The sequence below is a fragment of the Deltaproteobacteria bacterium genome, assembly GCA_011375175.1.
GTDB lineage: Bacteria > Desulfobacterota > GWC2-55-46 > GWC2-55-46 > DRME01 > DRME01.
This window is the reverse complement of the sequence record DRME01000063.1, coordinates 75,979-93,668: the sequence shown is the minus strand read 5'-3', so window position 1 is coordinate 93,668 and position 17,690 is coordinate 75,979. Positions and strand designations below refer to the sequence as shown.

Below are 17,690 nucleotides of genomic sequence, written 5' to 3'. Positions count from 1 at the left end.
GCTGCACCGGGGTTCGGCCCGCGCCAGGCGGGATTTTTTTACGCCTTTGCGGCCCGAACCCCCGGTGCAGCCCCCAAAGGCAGCCGCCGCGGGCAGGACGCCCCCTTCAATTACCTGGGGGAAACTTTCTGTAGAAGGGCCACAGGCCCATTGCCCCATCGTATGTTATTCGGATCTTCGGCTGCACCGGAGGTTCGGCCCGCGCCAGGCGGGATTTTTTTACGCCTTTGCGGCCCGAACCCCCGGTGCAGCCCCCAAAGGCAGCCGCCGCGGGCAGGACGCCCCCTTCAAAGACTTTTAATTCCCTGCGGTTCATCCCGATTTTGCTTGCAAAATCGGGATGAACCGCAGGGCGTTAAAGGTTCCCTCAGTCAGTGCAATAAATCAGAGTTTACTTAATACCATATCGTCGGGGGTTAAATTTTCTTGAAGCATGCTTTCATGTTGTGCTAACATCACGCCGGCGGTACACGTTATCGGGCGGGAAGGATTTTGCGGCGTTACGGCGCCCTTCCGGGAAAAGACCTGAGCTGCGGGCGGTTCTCCATGATAAAAGAGTTCCAGGTGACCGAGCTCGACATTGTGATGTGTCTGTGCGGGGCCAAGGACCTGATAGACCCGGCGCTCGTGAACCACCACAAGCGCGTGGCCTGTATAGCCTCGGCCGTGGGCGAAGAGCTCGGCCTGGAGCCGGGGCGGATAAACGAGCTCATACTCGGCGGGGCGCTCCACGACATCGGGGCCTTCACCACCAGGGAGCGCCTCGCCGTAAAGAGCTTCGACTGCGGCGACATCGAGCACGCGGAGCCCGGCTACCGGCTCCTCAACGGTTTCGGACCCTTCTCCTCGGTGGCCGACGTCATACGCCGCCACCACGTCGACTGGGAAGACGGCGCGGGCGCCCACGTCGACGGCCACGAGGTCCCGGAGCTGAGCTTCATCGTCCACCTCGCCGACCGCGTGGACGTCCTCATAAACCCGGCCTTCGAGATACTGAGCCAGCGCGACGACATATGCGCCCGCATAATGGAGGGCTCGGGCGGGAAGTTCGTCCCCCGCCACGTAAAGGCCTTCCTCTCGCTTGCCGGCAGGGACAGTTTCTGGTTCGACGTCGTATCCCATTCCGTCTGCCGGGTGATAGAAAGACGCGTCCGCCCCGCCCCGGTGCGGCTCGATCTCGAGGGGCTCTCCGAACTGTCGCGCCTCGTCTCCCATGTCGTCGACTTCAGGAGCCCCTACACGGTCACCCACTCGAGCGGAGTGGCCGCCTGCGCTTCGCAGCTTGCCCGCGCCATGTCCTTCTCACCCCGCGAGTGCCGCATGATCGAGATAGCCGGCAGACTCCACGACCTCGGAAAGCTCGCCGTTCCCGACGAGATACTCGACAAGGAGGGCTCGCTCACCGAGTACGAGGTGAACCTGATAAAGGCCCATCCCTACCACACCTTCCGCATACTCGACACCCTTCCCGCCCTGGAGACGATAACCGCCTGGGCGTCGTTCCACCACGAGCGTCTCGACGGCGACGGCTACCCCTTCGGTCACGACGGGGAGGTGCTCTCCCTCGGTTCGAAGGTCCTGGCCGTGGCCGACGTCTTCACGGCGCTCACCGAGGAGCGCCCCTACCGCCAGGCCATGAGCAACACCATGGCCCTGAGGTGCATCGACGCCATGGTGGAGGAAAGGGCCCTCGACCCCTCCGTGTTCTCGGTCCTCAAACACAACCTCGACGACGTGCTCGACGCCATGCTCACGGCCCAGGCCGAGGCCGAGAACGCCTACCACTCCATCGACGCCGCCGCGCAGGATTTGTGTGGCCGCGCCCCCCGCAGGGCGGCGTCCTTGCGCCGGCGCTGCGGTCGTAGTATCATGTAGGGATGGATCTCTTTGAAGGACGCTCACGCAGGGAGACGGACGTGAGGCCGCCTCTCGCCGAGAGGATGCGGCCGCGCAGTCTCGACGAGATCAAGGGGCAGGAGCACCTGACCGGCCCGGGCAGGTTCGTGCGCCGCATCGTCGAGGGCGGCGAGCTCCCCTCGCTCATCCTCTGGGGTCCGCCCGGCACGGGCAAGACCACCCTCGCGCGCATAATCGCCGAGAGCACGGGCGCCGACTTCCGCCAGTTCTCGGCCGTCCTATCGGGTGTCAAGGATATCCGCGAGACCGTCGGGGCCGCCATGGCCAACCGGGCCAGGGGCCGGCGCACGGTCCTCTTCGTCGACGAGATCCACCGCTTCAACAAGGCCCAGCAGGACGCCTTCCTCCACCACGTGGAAGACGGCACCATAACGCTCATAGGCGCCACCACCGAAAACCCCTCCTTCGAGGTCAACGCCCCGCTGCTCTCGCGCTGCAAGGTGCTCACCCTCGAGCCCCTTGCGGCCGGGGCGATAGTCGATATCCTCCGGCGCTCGCTCTCCGACGGGGAACGGGGCCTGGGCGGCGAAAAGGTCGAGGCCGGAGAAGATGTGCTCGCCTTCATCGCCGGGGCGGCGCAGGGAGACGCGAGGGCGGCGCTCAACTGCCTGGAGACGGCCTTCGTCATAACCGGGCCCGACGCCGACGGCGCGCGCAGGCTCACCGTCGAGGCCGCGGCCGAGGCGATGCAGAAGAAGGCGCTCCTCTACGACAAGGGCGGCGAAGAGCACTACAACGTCATATCGGCCTTCATAAAGTCCATGCGCGGAAGCGACGCCGACGCGGCCCTCTACTGGCTTGCGCGCATGGTCGAGGCCGGCGAGGACCCTCTTTTCATCGCCCGCCGCATGGTCATATTCGCCTCCGAGGACGTGGGAAACGCCGACCCCCGGGCCCTTGCCGTGGCCCTGGGCGTCAAGGAGGCCGTCGACTTCGTCGGCATGCCGGAGGGATGGATAGCGCTTGCACAGGGAGCGACCTATCTCGCCGCGGCCCCCAAGTCCAACGCCTCGTACAGGGCCTACCTGGCCGCCGCGGCGGACGTGAAGCGCCACGGGCCGCTGCCCGTGCCCCTGCACATACGCAACGCCCCTACCCGCCTCATGAAGGAGCTCGGCTACGGCCGGGGCTACAAGTATCCCCACGACTTCGAGGGCGGCGTCACCGAACAGGAGTACCTACCCGAGCGCCTCAGGGGCCGGCGCTACTACGAGCCCACCGACCGGGGGTTCGACAGGGAGATGGCAAGACGGCTCGAGGAGGCGGCAAGACGGGGGAAGAAGTAGGCGGGGAGAGTCTTTTCCGGGGAACCCCGCCTTTGCACCGGAAGGCAGGGGGGATCGGTCCGCAAAGGCGTAAAAAAAACCGCCTGGCGCGGACCGATCCCCCCTGCCTTCCGGCCCCCTCCCTTCCGGGGCAAGGGCCCCCCTCCGGGGCCGCAGACCCAGGCACAAGACCTGCCTGCGAGGCTCTGTCCGTCGGAGAGGCCGACCATCGTCAACCGTTTCAAGTCTATGGGTTGACAAACCCTCCCCGCCGTGGTATCACTATGGGCCATGAGACGACCCGAAGAGCTGAGACTACTGGACGAATACACCGAAAAGGCCCTGAGCGGCGAGGGACTCTCCTGCGACGAGGGCCGCCGGCTCGCCGAGATGCCGGAGCGCCTCTTCGACGACGTGCTCGCCGCGGCGTGCCGCATACGCCGTCGTTTCAAGGGCGACGAGGTCAACCTCTGCTCCATCGTCAACGCCAAGAGCGGGCTCTGCGCCGAGGACTGCTCCTTCTGCGCCCAGTCGGTCCATCACTCCGCGCCCGTCAAGACCTACCCCATGGTCGCCCCCGACGAGATCGTCGGCGCCGCGCGCAGGGCGGCCCGCAGCGGCGCAAGGGAGTTCTCCATCGTGGCGAGCGGCACGGCCGTGGAGAAGGAGCGCGACGTGGCGGTGCTCAAGGACGCCGTGGCCCGCATAAGGGAGTCCACGGGGCTCGAGAGCTGCGCTTCGCTCGGCACGGTCTCGGCCGGCACGCTGAGGGTCCTCAAGGAAGCGGGGCTCCATAGCTACCACCACAACCTCGAAACGGCGCGAAGTTTCTTCCCCGAGGTCTGCACGACCCACGCCTACGACGACGACGTGGAGACCGTGAGGGCCGCGAAGGAGCTGGGCCTCTACGTCTGCTCGGGCGGGGTCTTCGGCCTCGGCGAGAGCCGGGCCCAGCGGGTGGAGCTCGCCGTCACGCTGCGCGACCTCGACGTCGACTCGGTCCCCGTGAATTTCCTCAACCCCAGGCCGGGCACCCCGCTCGAAGGGGCCCGAAACCTCACTCCCAGGGAGTGCCTGCGCATAATCGCCCTCTACCGCTTCATGCTGCCAGCAAAGGACATAATCGTGTGCGGCGGCCGGCAAGTGAACCTGAGAAGCCTCCAGCCCCTCATCTTCACGGCCGGCGCTAACGGCATGATGATAGGCGACTACCTGACCACGGCCGGAAGCCCGCCGGAAGAGGACCTGCAGATGGTCCGCGACATGGGGCTTCGGCCCCGCAACTGAGCTCGGCGGCCGGGTCATGGACTTCGACGCCCTGCTCGAAGAGCTCGACCGCAACGGCCTTGCGCGAACCCCCCCGGTCATTGCCGGAGCGCAGGGGCGGTCCGTCGAGATCGCGGGGCGAAGGGTCCTTCTCTTCTGCTCCAACGACTACCTCGGCCTCGCATCGCACCGGGCCCTGAAGGAGGCCGCCGCCGGGGCCCTCGAGCGCTACGGCGCGGGTGCCGGCGCCTCGAGGCTCGTAAGCGGCACCATGGAGCTTCACGCAAGGCTCGAAGAGCGCATAGCGGCCTTCAAGGGAGCGGAGGCGGCCATGCTCTTCAACTCCGGCTACCACGCAAACCTGGGGCTGCTCCAGGCCCTCGCCGGCCGCGACGACGAGGTCTTCTGCGACAGGCTCGACCACGCCTCCATCTTCGACGGCGTCGTGCTCTCGCGGGCACGGCTGCGGCGCTATCCGCACAGGGACATGGAGGCCCTGGAGGCGGCCCTGCGGCGCTCGAAAGCGAGGCGCAGGCTCATAGTAACGGACGGTGTCTTCAGCATGGACGGCACCATAGCCCCCCTCGACGAGATCGTCGCCCTCGCCGAGCGCTACGACGCCCTGGTGATAGTCGACGACGCCCACGCAACGGGCGTTATCGGTCCCGGAGGCCGCGGCACGGCGGAGCTCTTCTCCGTCGAGAGCCCGAGGCTCGTAGAGATGGGCACGCTCGGCAAGGCCCTTGGTTCCTTCGGCGCATACGCGGCCGGCCCCCGTCCGCTCGTCGAGTATCTGAGGAACAGGGCCCGCTCCTACATCTATACGACCGCCCTGCCTCCGGCCCAGTGCGCCGCGTCGATGGCGGCCATAGACCTCGTCGAAAAGGACGACGGACCGAGAAAGAGGCTCGCCGCCAACACGGCCCTGCTGCGCGGCCTCCTCGCCGCCGCCGGCCTCGCGCCCCCGGGAGACGGAACCCCCATAGTGCCGGTCGTCACGGGCTCGAACGAGTCGGCCGTGGCGGCGAGCCGGGCGCTCCTGGAGGAAGGTTTTTTCGTGCAGGCCATACGCCCGCCCACGGTGCCGCAGGGGCTGGCGCGCCTTCGCATAACCCTGTCGGCCCTCCACGAAGCAAGCGACATCGAGCGGCTCGCCGCCGCCCTGACGGGGGTCGTCGAGAGGCTTCCGTCGTGAGACCGGCCTTTCTCTTCCTCCACGGCTGGGCCTGCGACTCGCGGGTCTGGGACGATGCGGCCCGGGAGCTCGCCCGCGGCCCGGCGCTCAACCTCGACCTGCCGGGCCACGGCCGCGCCGCCACGCCCTGGAGCGCGCCGGGGCTCGAGCCGGCCGTGAGGGAGCTGCTCGGCAGCACCGGCGCAGGGGGGCCTTTCGTCGCCGTCGGATGGTCGCTGGGGGCGAAGGTCCTCATCGAGGCGGCGGCGAGGGAGCCGGCGCGCTTCGCGGCCCTCGTGCTCGTCGGCGCCTCGCCCTGCTTTACGCGGCGGCGCGACTTTCCCTGGGGCCAGTCGGCGGCGCTGGTAAGGCGGATGATCCGCGACGTGGAGCGCGACCCGGCGGCGGCCCTCGAGAGGTTCTACCCCCTCTGTTTCACCGGCGAGGAGCTTGCCAGTGACGGGGCGCGACGCTTCCTCTCCCTCTACACCGGCAGAAAGGACCGACGCGACGGCGCTTCCATGCTCGCAGCCCTCAGGGCCCTCGATACGGCGGACCTGCGCCGGAGACTCGCCGCCGTCGAGGCGCCGACGCTCGTCGTCCACGGCGCATGCGACGGCGTCTGCCCCGTCGGCGCGGGCCGCTTCCTCGCCGAGAGGCTGAGGCGGGCCGAGCTGGCCGAGATTGAGGGCGCGGGCCACGCCCCCTTTCTCACGAGGCCGAAAGAATTCATGGAGATTATGAACAAGTTTCTGCAACACCTTGATATGACGGGACTGAGGCAATGAGAGATGAGGGAGTAACGGCGCGATGCGCCCCCGTCGAGGCCCCGTGCCGTCGGGGACTGGACGCGCGCGAGCGCCTTAAACGGTCCTTTTCGAGGGCCGCCGCCACCTACGAGCGCTACGGCGGGCTCCAGCACGAAACGGCCCTGACCGTGGCCCGCATGGCCGCTCTCCATGCGCCGCCCTCGCCTCCCCGGGTCCTCGACGCCGGCTGCGGCACCGGCTGGTGCATGGAGGCCTTTCTGCGACGACGGCCGGACGCCCTTGTAACGGCCTGCGACCTCGCCCTGCCCATGGTCGAGAGGGCGCGGAGCAAGGGCGGCGCGCAGGTGGCCTGCGACTTCGAGGCCCTCCCCTTCAGGGACGATGCCTTCCACATGGTGATCTCCAGTCTCGCCTACCAGTGGGCCTCGTCGCTCGATAACGCCCTTGCCGAGGCGGCCAGGGTGCTTGCGCCGGGAGGAACGCTCGTCTTCGCCACGCTCGCAAGCGGCACGCTCAGGGAGCTGCGCGGCTGTTATCGAGCGGCCGAGGAGATTGTCGGCGGGACCGGGCGCACAAGCTTCATGGACTTCGCCGCCGCCCCGGAGGTGGAGGAGGCGCTGCGCGCCGCCGGTTTCCGGTATGCGGAGCTTGAAGAGCGCCCCGTGGTCAGGCGCTACGCAGGCTTAATCGACCTCCTGCGCACGCTCAAACAGATCGGCGCCCTCGCTCCTGCCGCCGCCGGCCCGGCCGGACTCGGCGCCCGGCGCCTCATCGAAGAGACGGCCCGTCTCTACAAGGAAAGCTTCGGCGACGGCCCCCTTCCTGCCACCTACAACGTGCTCTACGCGAGGGCGCGCCTGGCCTGAGCCTTAAGGGACAGGGAACGCGGGCTGCCCGGCGGCGCTCCCCTGGGGGGTCGGCCCGCGCCAGGCGGGATTTTTACGCCTTTGCGGCCCGACCCCCCAGGGGAGCGCCGCCGGCAAATTGATTACTCGGTATGATCCGCAGGGCGTTGTGTTTTTTCTCTTGCCCTCTTCCCGAAGAGAGTGGAAATGAGCGTAAGGATCGTATATACTCTACGACTGTTTGAACGGTCGGGGAGCGAAGACGATGGGTGAAGCCGGGAAGACGAGGCGGGAGCTTCTGGAGGAAGTCTCCAGGCTCACGCGCAGGGTCGCCGAGCTTGAGAAGGCGGCCGAGGGCTACAGGCTCGCCAACCAGCGGCTCCACTATCTCGTCCAGGGCACTTCATCGCACCACTCCGAAGACTTCCTCAACAATCTCACCAAGAGTCTCGCCTCGGCGCTCGGCGTCCGTTACGCCTTCATAGCCAAGCTCGCAGCCGGCCGGAAGGGCAAGCGCTGCCGCATCATCTCGCTGTGGACCGGCAGGGACTGGGGCGAGGGCTTCGAGTACGACACCGAGGGCACGCCCTGCGGCCTGGTCGTCGATGGCGAGGCCGTGCACTTCAGCTCGGCGGTGGCCCGCGCCTTTCCCAACGACCGGTGGCTGAGCGACAACGGCATAGAGAGTTACAGGGCCATACCGCTCAAGGGGCCGGACGGGGTGATCGTGGGCCACATGGCCGTCATGGACACCAGGCCCATGTCCGCCGCACCCGACGCCGAGTCGCTGCTCAACGTATTCGCCGCCCGCGCGGCCAGCGAGCTCATCCACATGGAGGACGACCGGCGCATCCAGGAGAGCGAGAGGAGGCTGCGCGCCATATTCAACAGCATCGTCGACGGCGTGATCACCATAAACGACGACCTGACGATAGAGACGCTAAACCCCAGCGCCGAGGAGATGTTCGGCTACGACCCTGGCGAGCTGCCGGGCCGCGATATCCGGCTCCTCATACCGGGCTTCTACCTCAGCCGCGGCGGCGTCCCCTATCACCTGACCTACAACGTGAGCAGGATCATCGACAAGAGCTGCGAGACCACCGGTGTGAGGAAGGACGGCTCCACCTTTCCCATCGAGCTCGGCATAGACAGGATGGAGGGCGGCGAAAGGCTGCGTTTCGTCTTCAGCGTCCGCGACATAACGGCCCGCAAGGAGACCGAAGAAGCCCTCATGCTCTTCCACCGGTTTGTCGACACGGCCGGCGAGGGGCTCGTCATAAGCACGCTCGACGGCAGGATAAAGTACATGAATCCGGCGCTGGCCAGGATGATCGGGGTGGAAAAGCCCGAGGAGGCGACGGGGGACTTCTTCCTCTCCTTCTATCCCCCGGAGCTTCGCGGGCACGTCGAGGATAGCGTGGTCCCCGCCGTGCTCGAGCGGGGGCAGTGGACGGGAGAGCTCGAGCTCGTCTCCGGCTCGGGAGAGTCCATACCGACCTTCGAGAGCTTCTTCCTCATGCGCGACAAGATAGGCAGCCCCATGTACCTGGCCCAGGTCATAACGGACATCACCGAGCGCAAGAGGATGGAGAGCGAGATCAAGAAGCAGGCCGTCACCGACCCCCTTACCGGCGCCTTCAACCGCGGCGAGTTCAACAGGATCATGGAGGCCGAGGTCGAGCGGGTCCGGCGCTACGGACGCAGGCTCTCGCTCATCATGTTCGACATAGACCACTTCAAGGCCGTAAACGACACGTTCGGCCACATGGCCGGCGACAGGGCCCTGAAGACGGTGGCCGACATAGCGAGGGCGACCCTGAGGAGGTCCGACTCCCTCACCCGCTGGGGAGGCGAGGAGTTCGTCATCGTGGCGCCGGAGACGGGCCTGCAGGAAGCGGTGAGACTCGCCGAGAGGGTGCGCGGCCGCATCGAGGCTGGTCCCTTCGAGGAGATACCGGGGCTGACGGCGAGCTTCGGCGTGGCCGAACTCGAAGACGGCGACACGATCGACACCTTCATAACGAGGACCGACAACGCCCTCTACGACGCCAAGAAGAAGGGACGCAACAGGGTCGAGACGGCGGGGCGAAGAGACCCTTGAACGTAGCCCCCGCAAACGCGCGTCGGGGCGGCCCCGCCAGAAGTGAGAGGCGGCAAGGGGCGCGACCTCGCCGGGCGGCCCCGGAGAAGCGTCAGAAGAGCATCCAGTCGACACCGATGGTCGGGGCGGCGGCACCGTAGGGGTCGTCCTCGTTTATGTGGGGGACCTCGCCGATGACCGGTATGTCGGTTATGCGGCGGATCTCGTCGAGGTTGTGGTGGATGCTCTCGTCCTCGGGCGCGTCGAGGCGCATGGCCGTGGGGTGGTTGACGACTATGGCCTTGACCTCAACGCCCCTCACCTCAGCGCAGCAGAGGGTGAGCATCAGGTGGTTTATGACGCCCAGTCTCGAGGCGGCGACGACGATGGCGGGCACGCGGAGAAGCCGTATGAGATCGGCCACCGTGTTCTGCTCGTCCAGGGGGACGAAGAAGCCTCCCACGCCCTCGATGAGCAGCACGTCGTGGCGGGCGGCCAGCGTTTCGCAGCAGTCCACAATCTTCTCGAAGTCTACGCTTCTGCCCTCGAGGCCTGAGGCTATGCTCGGCGCCAGGGGATGGCTGAAGCGGCAGGGCGAGACGAGCTCCAGCGGGTCGTCCACTGCGGCGGCCCTCCTGAGCACCACGGCGTCGTGGGGGACGAGCCCGCCGTCCTCCTCGGAGCAGCCGCTCTCTACAGGCTTCATGACACCCACGTCCACCCCCCTTAAGCGCAGGGCGACGGCCATGGAGGCCGTGACGAACGTCTTGCCCACGCCCGTGTCGGTGGCCGTTATGAAGAATATCCTGTTCGGGCCGCTCAACCTCTGCTCCCGCCGGGCGGTTCAGCCCAGCACCTCGACCATCGAGTCGTAGAGTATATCCACAAGCCGCCTGAGCTCGCCGGGCCTTATGGACAGGGGCGGCATTATGACGAGCGTATCGCCCAGGGGGCGCGTTATGAGCCCCCGCCTCGCGGCGGCCAGGGTTATGCGCCGTCCCACGCGCATCGAGGGCGGGAACGGTTCCTTCGAGGCCCGGTCCCTTACCAGCTCTATGCCCGCCACGAGCCCCACGTGCCTTACATCCCCCACGTTGGGGTGGTCGCTGAAACGCCGCAGGAGCCGCCCGAGGAGCTCCGTCTTTGGAGCGAGCCCCTCGATCACCCTCTCGCGCTCGAAGATGTCGAGGTTGGCCAGGGCCGCGGCGCAGCCCAGGGGATTGCCCGTGTACGTGTGGCCGTGGAAAAAGGCCCTGTAGCTTTCATAGCGGCCCAGGAAGGCCCGGTATATCTTCCTCGTCGTAAGCGTGGCCGCAAGGGGCAGGTATCCGCCGGTGAGCCCCTTTGCGAGACAGAGAAAGTCCGGCGAAACGCCTTCCTTTTCACAGGCGAACATCGCGCCCGTGCGGCCGAAGCCGGCGGCCACTTCGTCCGCTATGAGAAGTATACCATACTTTCGCGTAAGGCGCCGCACGGCCCTGAGGAAGCCCTCGGGCGCAGTTATCATGCCGGAAGCGCCCTCGAAGATAGGCTCGATTATGCAGGCCGCTATCTCGTGGCGGCGGTCCCTGAGTATCGCCTCGAGCTCGTCGAGGCAGGCGAGCCCGCAATCGTCCCTGTCCAGGTCCAGCGGACAGCGGTAGCAGTAGGGATAGGGCGCCCTGAAGGTCTCGAAGAGGAGCGGCCTGTACTTGTCGACGAAGATGTCTATCTCGCCCACGCTCATGGAGCCGAAGGTGTCGCCGTGGTAGGCGCCCGAGAAGGCGACGAACTTCTGCCTGTCCCTGTGCCTGCCGCCCCCGGCCTGCTGCCAGTACTGGAAGGCCATCTTCATGGCCACCTCCACGGCCGTGGAGCCGTTGTCCGAGTAGAAGACGTGCTCGAGCCCCCGCGGAGCCAGCTCTACGAGCCTGCGGGCGAGCTCGATGGAGGGCGGGCTGCCGAGCCCCAGCAGCGTCGTATGGGCGATGCGGCCGAGCTGCTCTCTCACGGCCCTGTCGATCTCCCGTCTGCGGTGGCCGTGGACGGTCACCCACAGCGACGAAACACCGTCGATGTAGCGACGGCCCTCGGTGTCGATGAGCCAGACGCCGGAGCCCCGCTCGATTATGATGTTCTCATCCCCTTCCCACTCGCGCATCTGCGTGAAAGGGTGCCAGACGTGGGCCCTGTCGAGCTCGCGCAGCCCGGCGGTCCTGCCGCTCTCCCTCTCTTTCGCCATCACGAGACCTCCGTGACTTCCCCGACTATCGAGGAAACTCCATTCTATTGCACTGAGGGAACCTTTTTGACAAAGGGTCATGGACCCACGGTTCCCCCAGGGTCGTTAGTCAGAGTTTCCTTATGGGTACCACAGCGCACGCAGATTGTCAACCGCTCCGCCCAAACGGGTTGACATGAAGGGACGCTCTCGATTTCAGTAGCGGGAGGCGCAGTTTTCTGGTAGGTTGTTCAGGGGACAATGTGGATGTGGAGATAAGGGTGAAGCGCATATACGACGAGGCCGCCGCGGACGACGGTCTTCGCGTGCTCGTCGAGAGGCTCTGGCCCAGGGGCATGTCCAAAGAGAGGGCGGCCGTTCATCTGTGGCTCAGGGAGATAGCTCCGTCCGTGCAGCTTCGCCGATGGTTCGGTCACGACCCATCGCGCTGGACCGAGTTCAGGCGGCGCTACCGCCGCGAGCTCGACGCAAGGGAGGAGGCGGTGGAGCTCATCCTCGAGCGGTGCGGACGTTCCGCCGTGACGCTCCTCTACTCGGCCAGGGACAGGGAGCGCAACAGCGCCGTCGTGCTCGGCGAGTACCTCGCCGAGAGAAAGAGCCGCCGGGCCGGGGCCCGGCCTGAAAGGAGCCCCATTGAAGCACAGGCTCATAAACGTAAGCCGTGAAGGGGAGATACCGGAGCGCTACCGGCACTCGCCCGTAGGGGAGCTGCTGAGGTGTCACAACATGGGCGGAGAACCCGCCCCCTGCGCGGCCCCGAGACTTGTGACCGTCATGTGCATGGACAGCCGCAAGACGCTGCGCGTGCCGCGCAACTTCTCCTTCGTGGTGAGAAACAGCGGAGGCACCGTCACGGGCGTGAGCTTCGCCATCTCCTACGCCCTCGCCGTGGGCGGCATAGACCACCTCGCCGTCATCGGCCACAGCGACTGCCGCATGGTGGACCTCGCCGCCCAGCGGGAGGCCTTCGTGGCCGGGCTCGTCGGACGCTGGGGCTGGGACGCCGAGGCGGCGCGAAGACACTTCGACGAGATGGCGCCGCGCTTCGGAAAGGTCGACGCCGTGGAGTCCGTGCTGCGCGATGTGCGCCTCATACGCTCCATCTACCCGGGACTCACGGCGGCGCCGCTCTTCTACCTCGTCGAGGACGACAGGCTCTACCTCGTCGACGAGTCCGACGGTGAGCTCCGGGAAGATGGAGGCGCCGGGACGCCCGACTGACCTCGACCGAACAGGCCCCAAGGCCTCTCTACCGCCCGGCCTTTCTCAAGGTCCCGTCCTTTCTTCCCGATAAGAAGACCGGGCGGCGCCGGGAATGCCGCGCCGCCGCTTCCCGGTGGCCGCCCGCAGAAAACAACTCAAGGAGGGGCAGTCATGCCGCAGAACAGGAGCGCCAGGGGGCTCGAGTTCCGCACGAGCGTGGACCGCATGGTGGACAAGGCCATGCGCATCAAGGGGCTCGAAAAGGGTGTAGCCGACGCCATCAAGGGCTGCAACGCCGTGCTCAAGGTCAACTTCCCCGTGGAGATAAAGGGCAGGATCGAGGTCTTCCACGGCTGGCGGGCCGTCCACAGCATACACAGGCTTCCGGCCAAGGGCGGAATCCGCTACGCGCCGACGGTGGAACAGAACGAGGTCGAGGCCCTGGCGGCGCTCATGACCTACAAGTGCGCCATAGTGGACGTCCCCTTCGGCGGGGCAAAGGGCGGTCTCGAGATAGACCCCCGGCGCTACACGCGCGACGAGATGCAGCGCATAACGCGGCGGTTCACAAGGGAGATGGCCACCAAGGGCTTCCTCAGCCCGGCCACGAACGTCCCGGCCCCGGACATGGGCACCGGCCAGCGCGAGATGGCCTGGATAGCCGACACGTACAAGCACCTCTATCCCGAGGACATAAACTACGTGGCCTGCGTGACGGGAAAACCGGTCCACTTCGGCGGCGTGCGGGGACGTGTCGAGGCCACGGGCCGCGGCGTCCAGTACGCACTGCGCGAGTTCTTCCGCCACCGCGACGACGTGAAGGCCGCAAACCTCGGCGGAGGTCTCGGCGACCAGCGCATAATCATCCAGGGGCTCGGCAACGTGGGCTACCATGCCGCCAAGTTCCTCTCCGAGGAGGACGGCGCCAGGATCATCGCCGTCATAGAGCGCGACGGCGCGCTGGTGAACGAAGATGGACTCGTCATAGAGGATATCCACCGCTACATGGTCGAGAACGGCGGGGTAAGAGGCTTTCCAGGGGCCAGCTACGTGGAGGACGGACGCAAGGTGCTCGAGGCGGACTGCGACATACTGATACCGGCGGCCGTGGAGGGGGTCATAGACGAGGAGAACGCGCCGCGCATAAAGGCGAGGCTCGTGGCCGAGGCGGGCAACGGCCCGGTCACCTTCGACGCCGACCGCATCCTCAACGACAGGGGCATAGCGATCATCCCCGACGCCTACCTCAACGCGGGAGGAGTCATCGTCTCCTACTTCGAGTGGGTCCGCAACCTCGGCCACATCCGCTTCGGCCGCATGGCCCGCCGCGCCGAAGAGATGCGGGGCTTCCACATAATCCGCGCCCTCGAGGAGACCACAGGAAAAAAGATGCCCGACTGGGTCTTCAGGGAGCTCAACCGCGGCTACGACGAACTCGACCTGGTGCGGTCGGGCCTCGACGATACGATGAGGCTCGCCTTCCAGCACATCCGCGAGGTCAAGAACTCCTACCCCAACGTCAATGACTACCGCACGGCCGCCTACGTCATAGCGATCGAGAAGATAGCCGTGTCGTACCTCGACATAGGCGTCTACTGAGACGCCGTTCCCGTCACATCGAAAGGCGTCGGAGACAAAGAGACCCCCGGCCGGTGAAACCGGCCGGGGGTCTCTTTCACAGCGGCATTCGCAGGCCGCCCCGGCGCCCTCAGGCGGCCTTGAGCTTCCTGGTGTAGTTGAGCTTTCCGCCCTCGCAGAGGATATCGACCTGGCGGGGCGAATAGCCGTGCTTGAGCCTTATCTCGGCGCCCTTGGTCTTGTTCCTGAGGATGACGTCCCCGCCCGACTTGAGGGCCTCGGCCGTAAGGCCCACGAGCTCGAGCTCGTCGCCCTCGTCCACGGCGTCGTAGTCGGACTCGTCGGCGAAGGTGAGGGGCAGGATGCCGAAGTTGACGAGGTTGTCCTTGTGGATCCTGGCGAAACTCTTGGCGATCACGGCCTTTATGCCCAGGTACATGGGACACAGCGCCGCGTGCTCGCGCGAGGAGCCCTGGCCGTAATTCTCGCCGCCTATGACGAAACCGCCCCCCGCGGCCTTGGCCTTCTCGTGGAACTTGGGGTCGATGGCCGAGAAGACCGATTCGGCGTACTTGGGCACGTTGCTGCGGTACTTGAGCCACGTGCCGGCAGGGGTTATGTGATCGGTCGTTATGTTGTCGCCCAGCTTTATGAGCACCTTGCCGGAGAGGGTCTCGGGAAGTCTGTCGGCCCGCGGCAGCGGCTGGATGTTGGGGCCCCTCCTTATCTCCACCTTGTCGGGGTCGTCGGCGGGCGGCACGATCATCGAGTCGTCGACCATGTACTCCCTGGGGACGTCTATCACCGGCACCTCGCCGAGCTTGCGGGGGTCGGTTATTACGCCCTTGATGGCGGCCGCCACGGCCACCTCGGGGCTGCAGAGGTAGACGCCGGCGTTCTTGGTGCCGCTTCTGCCCTCGAAGTTGCGGTTGAAGGTGCGAAGCGACACACCTCCGGAGGGCGGCGACTGGCCGTTTCCTATGCAGGGACCGCAGGCCGCCTCGAGTATGCGCGCCCCGGCCTCGATGAGGCTTGCAAGTCCGCCGTTGTGGGCTATCATGTCGAAGACCTGGCGCGAGCCGGGCGAGATCGTGAGATCGAGCTCCGGGTGGACCTTGTAGCCGCCGCGGCGCAGCGTCTCGGCCACGAGCATGAGGTCGCGGTACGACGAATTGGTGCAGCTTCCGACGCAGACCTGGTCGACCTTCATCCCCTCGATCTCCGAGACCTTGCAGACGTTGTCGGGCATGTGGGGCCTGGCGATGAGCGGCTCGAGCTCGTCGAGGTTGATCTCTATGCGCTCGTCGTAGGCGGCGTCGGGGTCGGCCTTGAGCTCCACCCACTGGTCCTCGCGCTTCTCGGCGGCCATGAACTCGCGCGTTACGTCGTCGCTGGGGAATATGGAGGTCGTGGCGCCGAGCTCGGCTCCCATGTTGGTTATCGTCGCCCGCTCGGGCACCGACAGAGACGCCACGCCCGGTCCGCCGTACTCGATGACCTTGCCCACCCCGCCCTTGACGCTCAGGCGGCGCAGAAGCTCCAGTATCACGTCCTTGGCCGAGACCCAGGGCTGGAGCCTGCCGGTCAGGTAGACGTTCACGACCTTCGGGCATACGAGGCTGAAGGGGCCCCCGCCCATGGCCACGGCCACGTCGAGTCCTCCGGCGCCCATGGCCATCATGCCGATGCCGCCGCAGGTGGGCGTGTGGCTGTCCGAGCCGAGAAGGGTCTGGCCTGGAACGCCGAAACGCTCGAGGTGGACCTGGTGGCATATGCCGTTGCCGGGCCTCGAGAAGTAGATGCCGTACTTGGCCGCCACGGTCTGGAGAAACCTGTGGTCGTCGGCGTTCTCGTAGCCGCCGTACTGGAGGGTGTTGTGGTCCACGTAGCTCACCGAGAGCTTGGTCTTCACCCTCGGCACACCCATGGCCTCGAACTGGAGGTAGGCCATGGTGCCGGTGGCGTCCTGGGTAAGGGTCTGGTCGATCCTTATGGCGATCTCCTTACCGGCGACGGCCTCGCCGCTCACAAGGTGCGACTCGATTATCTTCTGCGTAATGTTTTTTCCCACTTTCTTCCTCCTTTTCGAAAAAGAGAGTCAGCTCCCTACCCCCTTCACCACCCTCTCAGTTCCGGCCGCCCGGTCGGTGAAGACGGCCGTTGCCGGGAAGGCGATCAAGATACAGTAACTTATAATGCTTGTCAACCAAAAACGAAGGGCCGCGGCGGCCCTAAAGGGGGTGAAGACGACGGCCGATTAGGATATGATGGCTATGATGACAGGGATGGAGCGCGGCGGGCCGGCCGGAAGCGGACCGGCTCCGGGAGTTCGGGGAAAGATGGACTACAGCGAGGCCTTCGCTAAGACGGCGGCCCTGGTGGACAACCTCGAAAGGGTCGTGAGGGGAAAGCGCGCCATAATAGAGCTCGCCGTGGCGGCCATGCTCGCAAGGGGACACATCCTCATAGAGGACGTGCCCGGCGTGGGCAAGACCACCCTCGCCCACGGTCTTGCGAGGTCCGTCGACTGCACCTTCCAGCGCATACAGTTCACGAGCGACCTTCTGCCCTCGGACGTGACCGGCGTGACCGTCTACAACCAGGCGACCCGCAACTTCGAGTTCAAACCCGGTCCCGTCTTCACGAACGTGGTGCTCGCCGACGAGATAAACCGCGCAACGCCCAAGACCCAGTCGGCGCTGCTCGAGGCCATGAGCGAACGCCAGGTCTCGGTAGACAAGGTCTCCCACCCCCTGCCCGAACCCTTCATGCTAATCGCCACCCAGAACCCCCTCGAGTACTCGGGCACCTTTCCCCTGCCCGAGTCCCAGCTCGACCGCTTCACCATGAGGCTTCGCATGGGATATCCCGGGCGCGACGAAGAGCTCGCCATAATGAAGGCCCAACAGGCCGAGCTCGACCCCGAAGGGCTCGAGGCCGTGGTGACGACCGACGAACTCCTCGCCATGGCCTCGCTCGTCCGCTCGGTGCGGGTCTCCGACGGCATCGCCGCCTACATCATGGATATCGTCGAGGCCACGCGGTCCCACGAGGGCGTAAGACTGGGCGTTAGCCCCAGGGGATCGATGGTCATGTACAGGACCGCCCAGGCCCTCGCCCTGGCGAGCTCGCGCCGCTTCTGCACGCCCGACGACATAAAGAGGCTGGCGGTCCCCGTCTTCGCCCACAGAATAATACCCGAAGGCTATGAGCTCGAAACCGCCGGGAACGCGGCCCTCGTCATCGAGGAGATCCTCGATGACGTGAAAGTCCCTCTTTGACTGAGAGAACCTTTTGTAAAGGGTCTCGGACCCACGGGTCTCAGACCCCCGTTTCCCCCAGGCTGCCCGCGCCGGCTGCCTCGGGGGGCT

Annotated in this window: 14 protein-coding genes; 11 read left to right on the top strand and 3 right to left on the bottom strand. The window is 66.2% G+C overall.

Annotated elements, in window-relative coordinates; genetic code table 11:
* Window positions 1-546 precede the first annotated feature (546 nt).
* The 7 genes from ENJ37_05265 to ENJ37_05235 all read left to right on the top strand — a co-directional run bounded on the left by ENJ37_05265 (window position 547) and on the right by ENJ37_05235 (window position 9,338).
* A complete protein-coding gene (locus ENJ37_05265; GenBank protein ID HHL39895.1) occupies window positions 547-1,875 on the top strand; it encodes an HD domain-containing protein in 1,329 nt (442 codons plus the stop codon).
* A gap of 2 nt (window positions 1,876-1,877) precedes the next feature.
* On the top strand, window positions 1,878-3,203 hold the full coding sequence (locus ENJ37_05260) for a replication-associated recombination protein A (GenBank protein HHL39894.1): 1,326 nt from the start codon (window positions 1,878-1,880) through the stop codon (window positions 3,201-3,203).
* Window positions 3,204-3,473: 270 nt separating this feature from the next.
* A complete protein-coding gene (gene bioB, locus ENJ37_05255; protein ID HHL39893.1) occupies window positions 3,474-4,469 on the top strand; it encodes a biotin synthase BioB in 996 nt (331 codons plus the stop codon).
* 16 nt (window positions 4,470-4,485) lie between these two features.
* The gene (gene bioF / locus ENJ37_05250; protein ID HHL39892.1) at window positions 4,486-5,643 is read left to right on the top strand and encodes an 8-amino-7-oxononanoate synthase; all 1,158 of its coding nucleotides are present in this window, start codon (window positions 4,486-4,488) and stop codon (window positions 5,641-5,643) included.
* A complete protein-coding gene (locus ENJ37_05245) occupies window positions 5,640-6,410 on the top strand; it encodes an alpha/beta fold hydrolase (GenBank protein HHL39891.1) in 771 nt (256 codons plus the stop codon). Before bioF ends, ENJ37_05245 begins: the two co-directional genes overlap by 4 nt.
* Window positions 6,407-7,258 carry a methyltransferase domain-containing protein gene (locus ENJ37_05240; GenBank protein HHL39890.1) on the top strand — a complete coding sequence of 284 codons (852 nt, stop codon included), beginning with the start codon at window positions 6,407-6,409 and terminating at the stop codon, window positions 7,256-7,258. The genes ENJ37_05245 and ENJ37_05240 overlap by 4 nt, the downstream gene beginning before the upstream one ends.
* Window positions 7,259-7,502: 244 nt before the next feature.
* Entirely contained in the window at window positions 7,503-9,338 is a 1,836-nt protein-coding gene (locus ENJ37_05235; protein ID HHL39889.1) for a sensor domain-containing diguanylate cyclase, read from the top strand.
* A 91-nt stretch (window positions 9,339-9,429) separates the two neighbouring features.
* Here the strand turns inward: ENJ37_05235 and bioD are convergent, their stop codons facing one another.
* A complete protein-coding gene (bioD, locus tag ENJ37_05230; protein HHL39888.1) occupies window positions 9,430-10,140 on the bottom strand; it encodes a dethiobiotin synthase in 711 nt (236 codons plus the stop codon).
* A gap of 21 nt (window positions 10,141-10,161) precedes the next feature.
* Window positions 10,162-11,538 carry an adenosylmethionine--8-amino-7-oxononanoate transaminase gene (bioA, locus tag ENJ37_05225; protein ID HHL39887.1) on the bottom strand — a complete coding sequence of 459 codons (1,377 nt, stop codon included), beginning with the start codon at window positions 11,536-11,538 and terminating at the stop codon, window positions 10,162-10,164.
* Between the two features lie 242 nt (window positions 11,539-11,780).
* Between bioA and ENJ37_05220 the strand changes: the two genes are divergently transcribed.
* The 3 genes from ENJ37_05220 (at window position 11,781) to ENJ37_05210 (ending at window position 14,340) form a co-directional block, all read left to right on the top strand.
* Entirely contained in the window at window positions 11,781-12,203 is a 423-nt protein-coding gene (locus ENJ37_05220; protein ID HHL39886.1) for a DUF488 family protein, read from the top strand.
* Window positions 12,172-12,759 carry a carbonic anhydrase gene (locus tag ENJ37_05215; GenBank protein ID HHL39885.1) on the top strand — a complete coding sequence of 196 codons (588 nt, stop codon included), beginning with the start codon at window positions 12,172-12,174 and terminating at the stop codon, window positions 12,757-12,759. The genes ENJ37_05220 and ENJ37_05215 overlap by 32 nt, the downstream gene beginning before the upstream one ends.
* Window positions 12,760-12,912: 153 nt before the next feature.
* Complete coding sequence (locus ENJ37_05210; protein ID HHL39884.1) at window positions 12,913-14,340, top strand: Glu/Leu/Phe/Val dehydrogenase; 1,428 nt, start codon at window positions 12,913-12,915, stop codon at window positions 14,338-14,340.
* 109 nt (window positions 14,341-14,449) lie between these two features.
* Here ENJ37_05210 and ENJ37_05205 read toward each other — a convergent pair whose 3' ends face one another.
* A complete protein-coding gene (locus tag ENJ37_05205; protein ID HHL39883.1) occupies window positions 14,450-16,390 on the bottom strand; it encodes an aconitate hydratase in 1,941 nt (646 codons plus the stop codon).
* 268 nt (window positions 16,391-16,658) lie between these two features.
* Between ENJ37_05205 and ENJ37_05200 the strand changes: the two genes are divergently transcribed.
* On the top strand, window positions 16,659-17,600 hold the full coding sequence (locus ENJ37_05200) for a MoxR family ATPase (GenBank protein ID HHL39882.1): 942 nt from the start codon (window positions 16,659-16,661) through the stop codon (window positions 17,598-17,600).
* Window positions 17,601-17,690: the final 90 nt, after the last annotated feature.

What these genes read in the sequence shown, in the direction of transcription:
- bioF (HHL39892.1), top strand. Translation starts at nt 4,486, where the DNA reads ATGGACTTCGACGCCCTGCTCGAAGAGCTCGACCGCAACGGCCTTGCG.
- ENJ37_05200 (HHL39882.1), top strand. Translation starts at nt 16,659, where the DNA reads ATGGACTACAGCGAGGCCTTCGCTAAGACGGCGGCCCTGGTGGACAAC.
- ENJ37_05210 (HHL39884.1), top strand. Translation starts at nt 12,913, where the DNA reads ATGCCGCAGAACAGGAGCGCCAGGGGGCTCGAGTTCCGCACGAGCGTG.
- ENJ37_05260 (HHL39894.1), top strand. Translation starts at nt 1,878, where the DNA reads ATGGATCTCTTTGAAGGACGCTCACGCAGGGAGACGGACGTGAGGCCG.
- ENJ37_05265 (HHL39895.1), top strand. Translation starts at nt 547, where the DNA reads ATGATAAAAGAGTTCCAGGTGACCGAGCTCGACATTGTGATGTGTCTG.
- bioB (HHL39893.1), top strand. Translation starts at nt 3,474, where the DNA reads ATGAGACGACCCGAAGAGCTGAGACTACTGGACGAATACACCGAAAAG.
- ENJ37_05235 (HHL39889.1), top strand. Translation starts at nt 7,503, where the DNA reads ATGGGTGAAGCCGGGAAGACGAGGCGGGAGCTTCTGGAGGAAGTCTCC.
- ENJ37_05240 (HHL39890.1), top strand. Translation starts at nt 6,407, where the DNA reads ATGAGAGATGAGGGAGTAACGGCGCGATGCGCCCCCGTCGAGGCCCCG.
- bioA (HHL39887.1), bottom strand. Translation starts at nt 11,538, where the DNA reads ATGGCGAAAGAGAGGGAGAGCGGCAGGACCGCCGGGCTGCGCGAGCTC.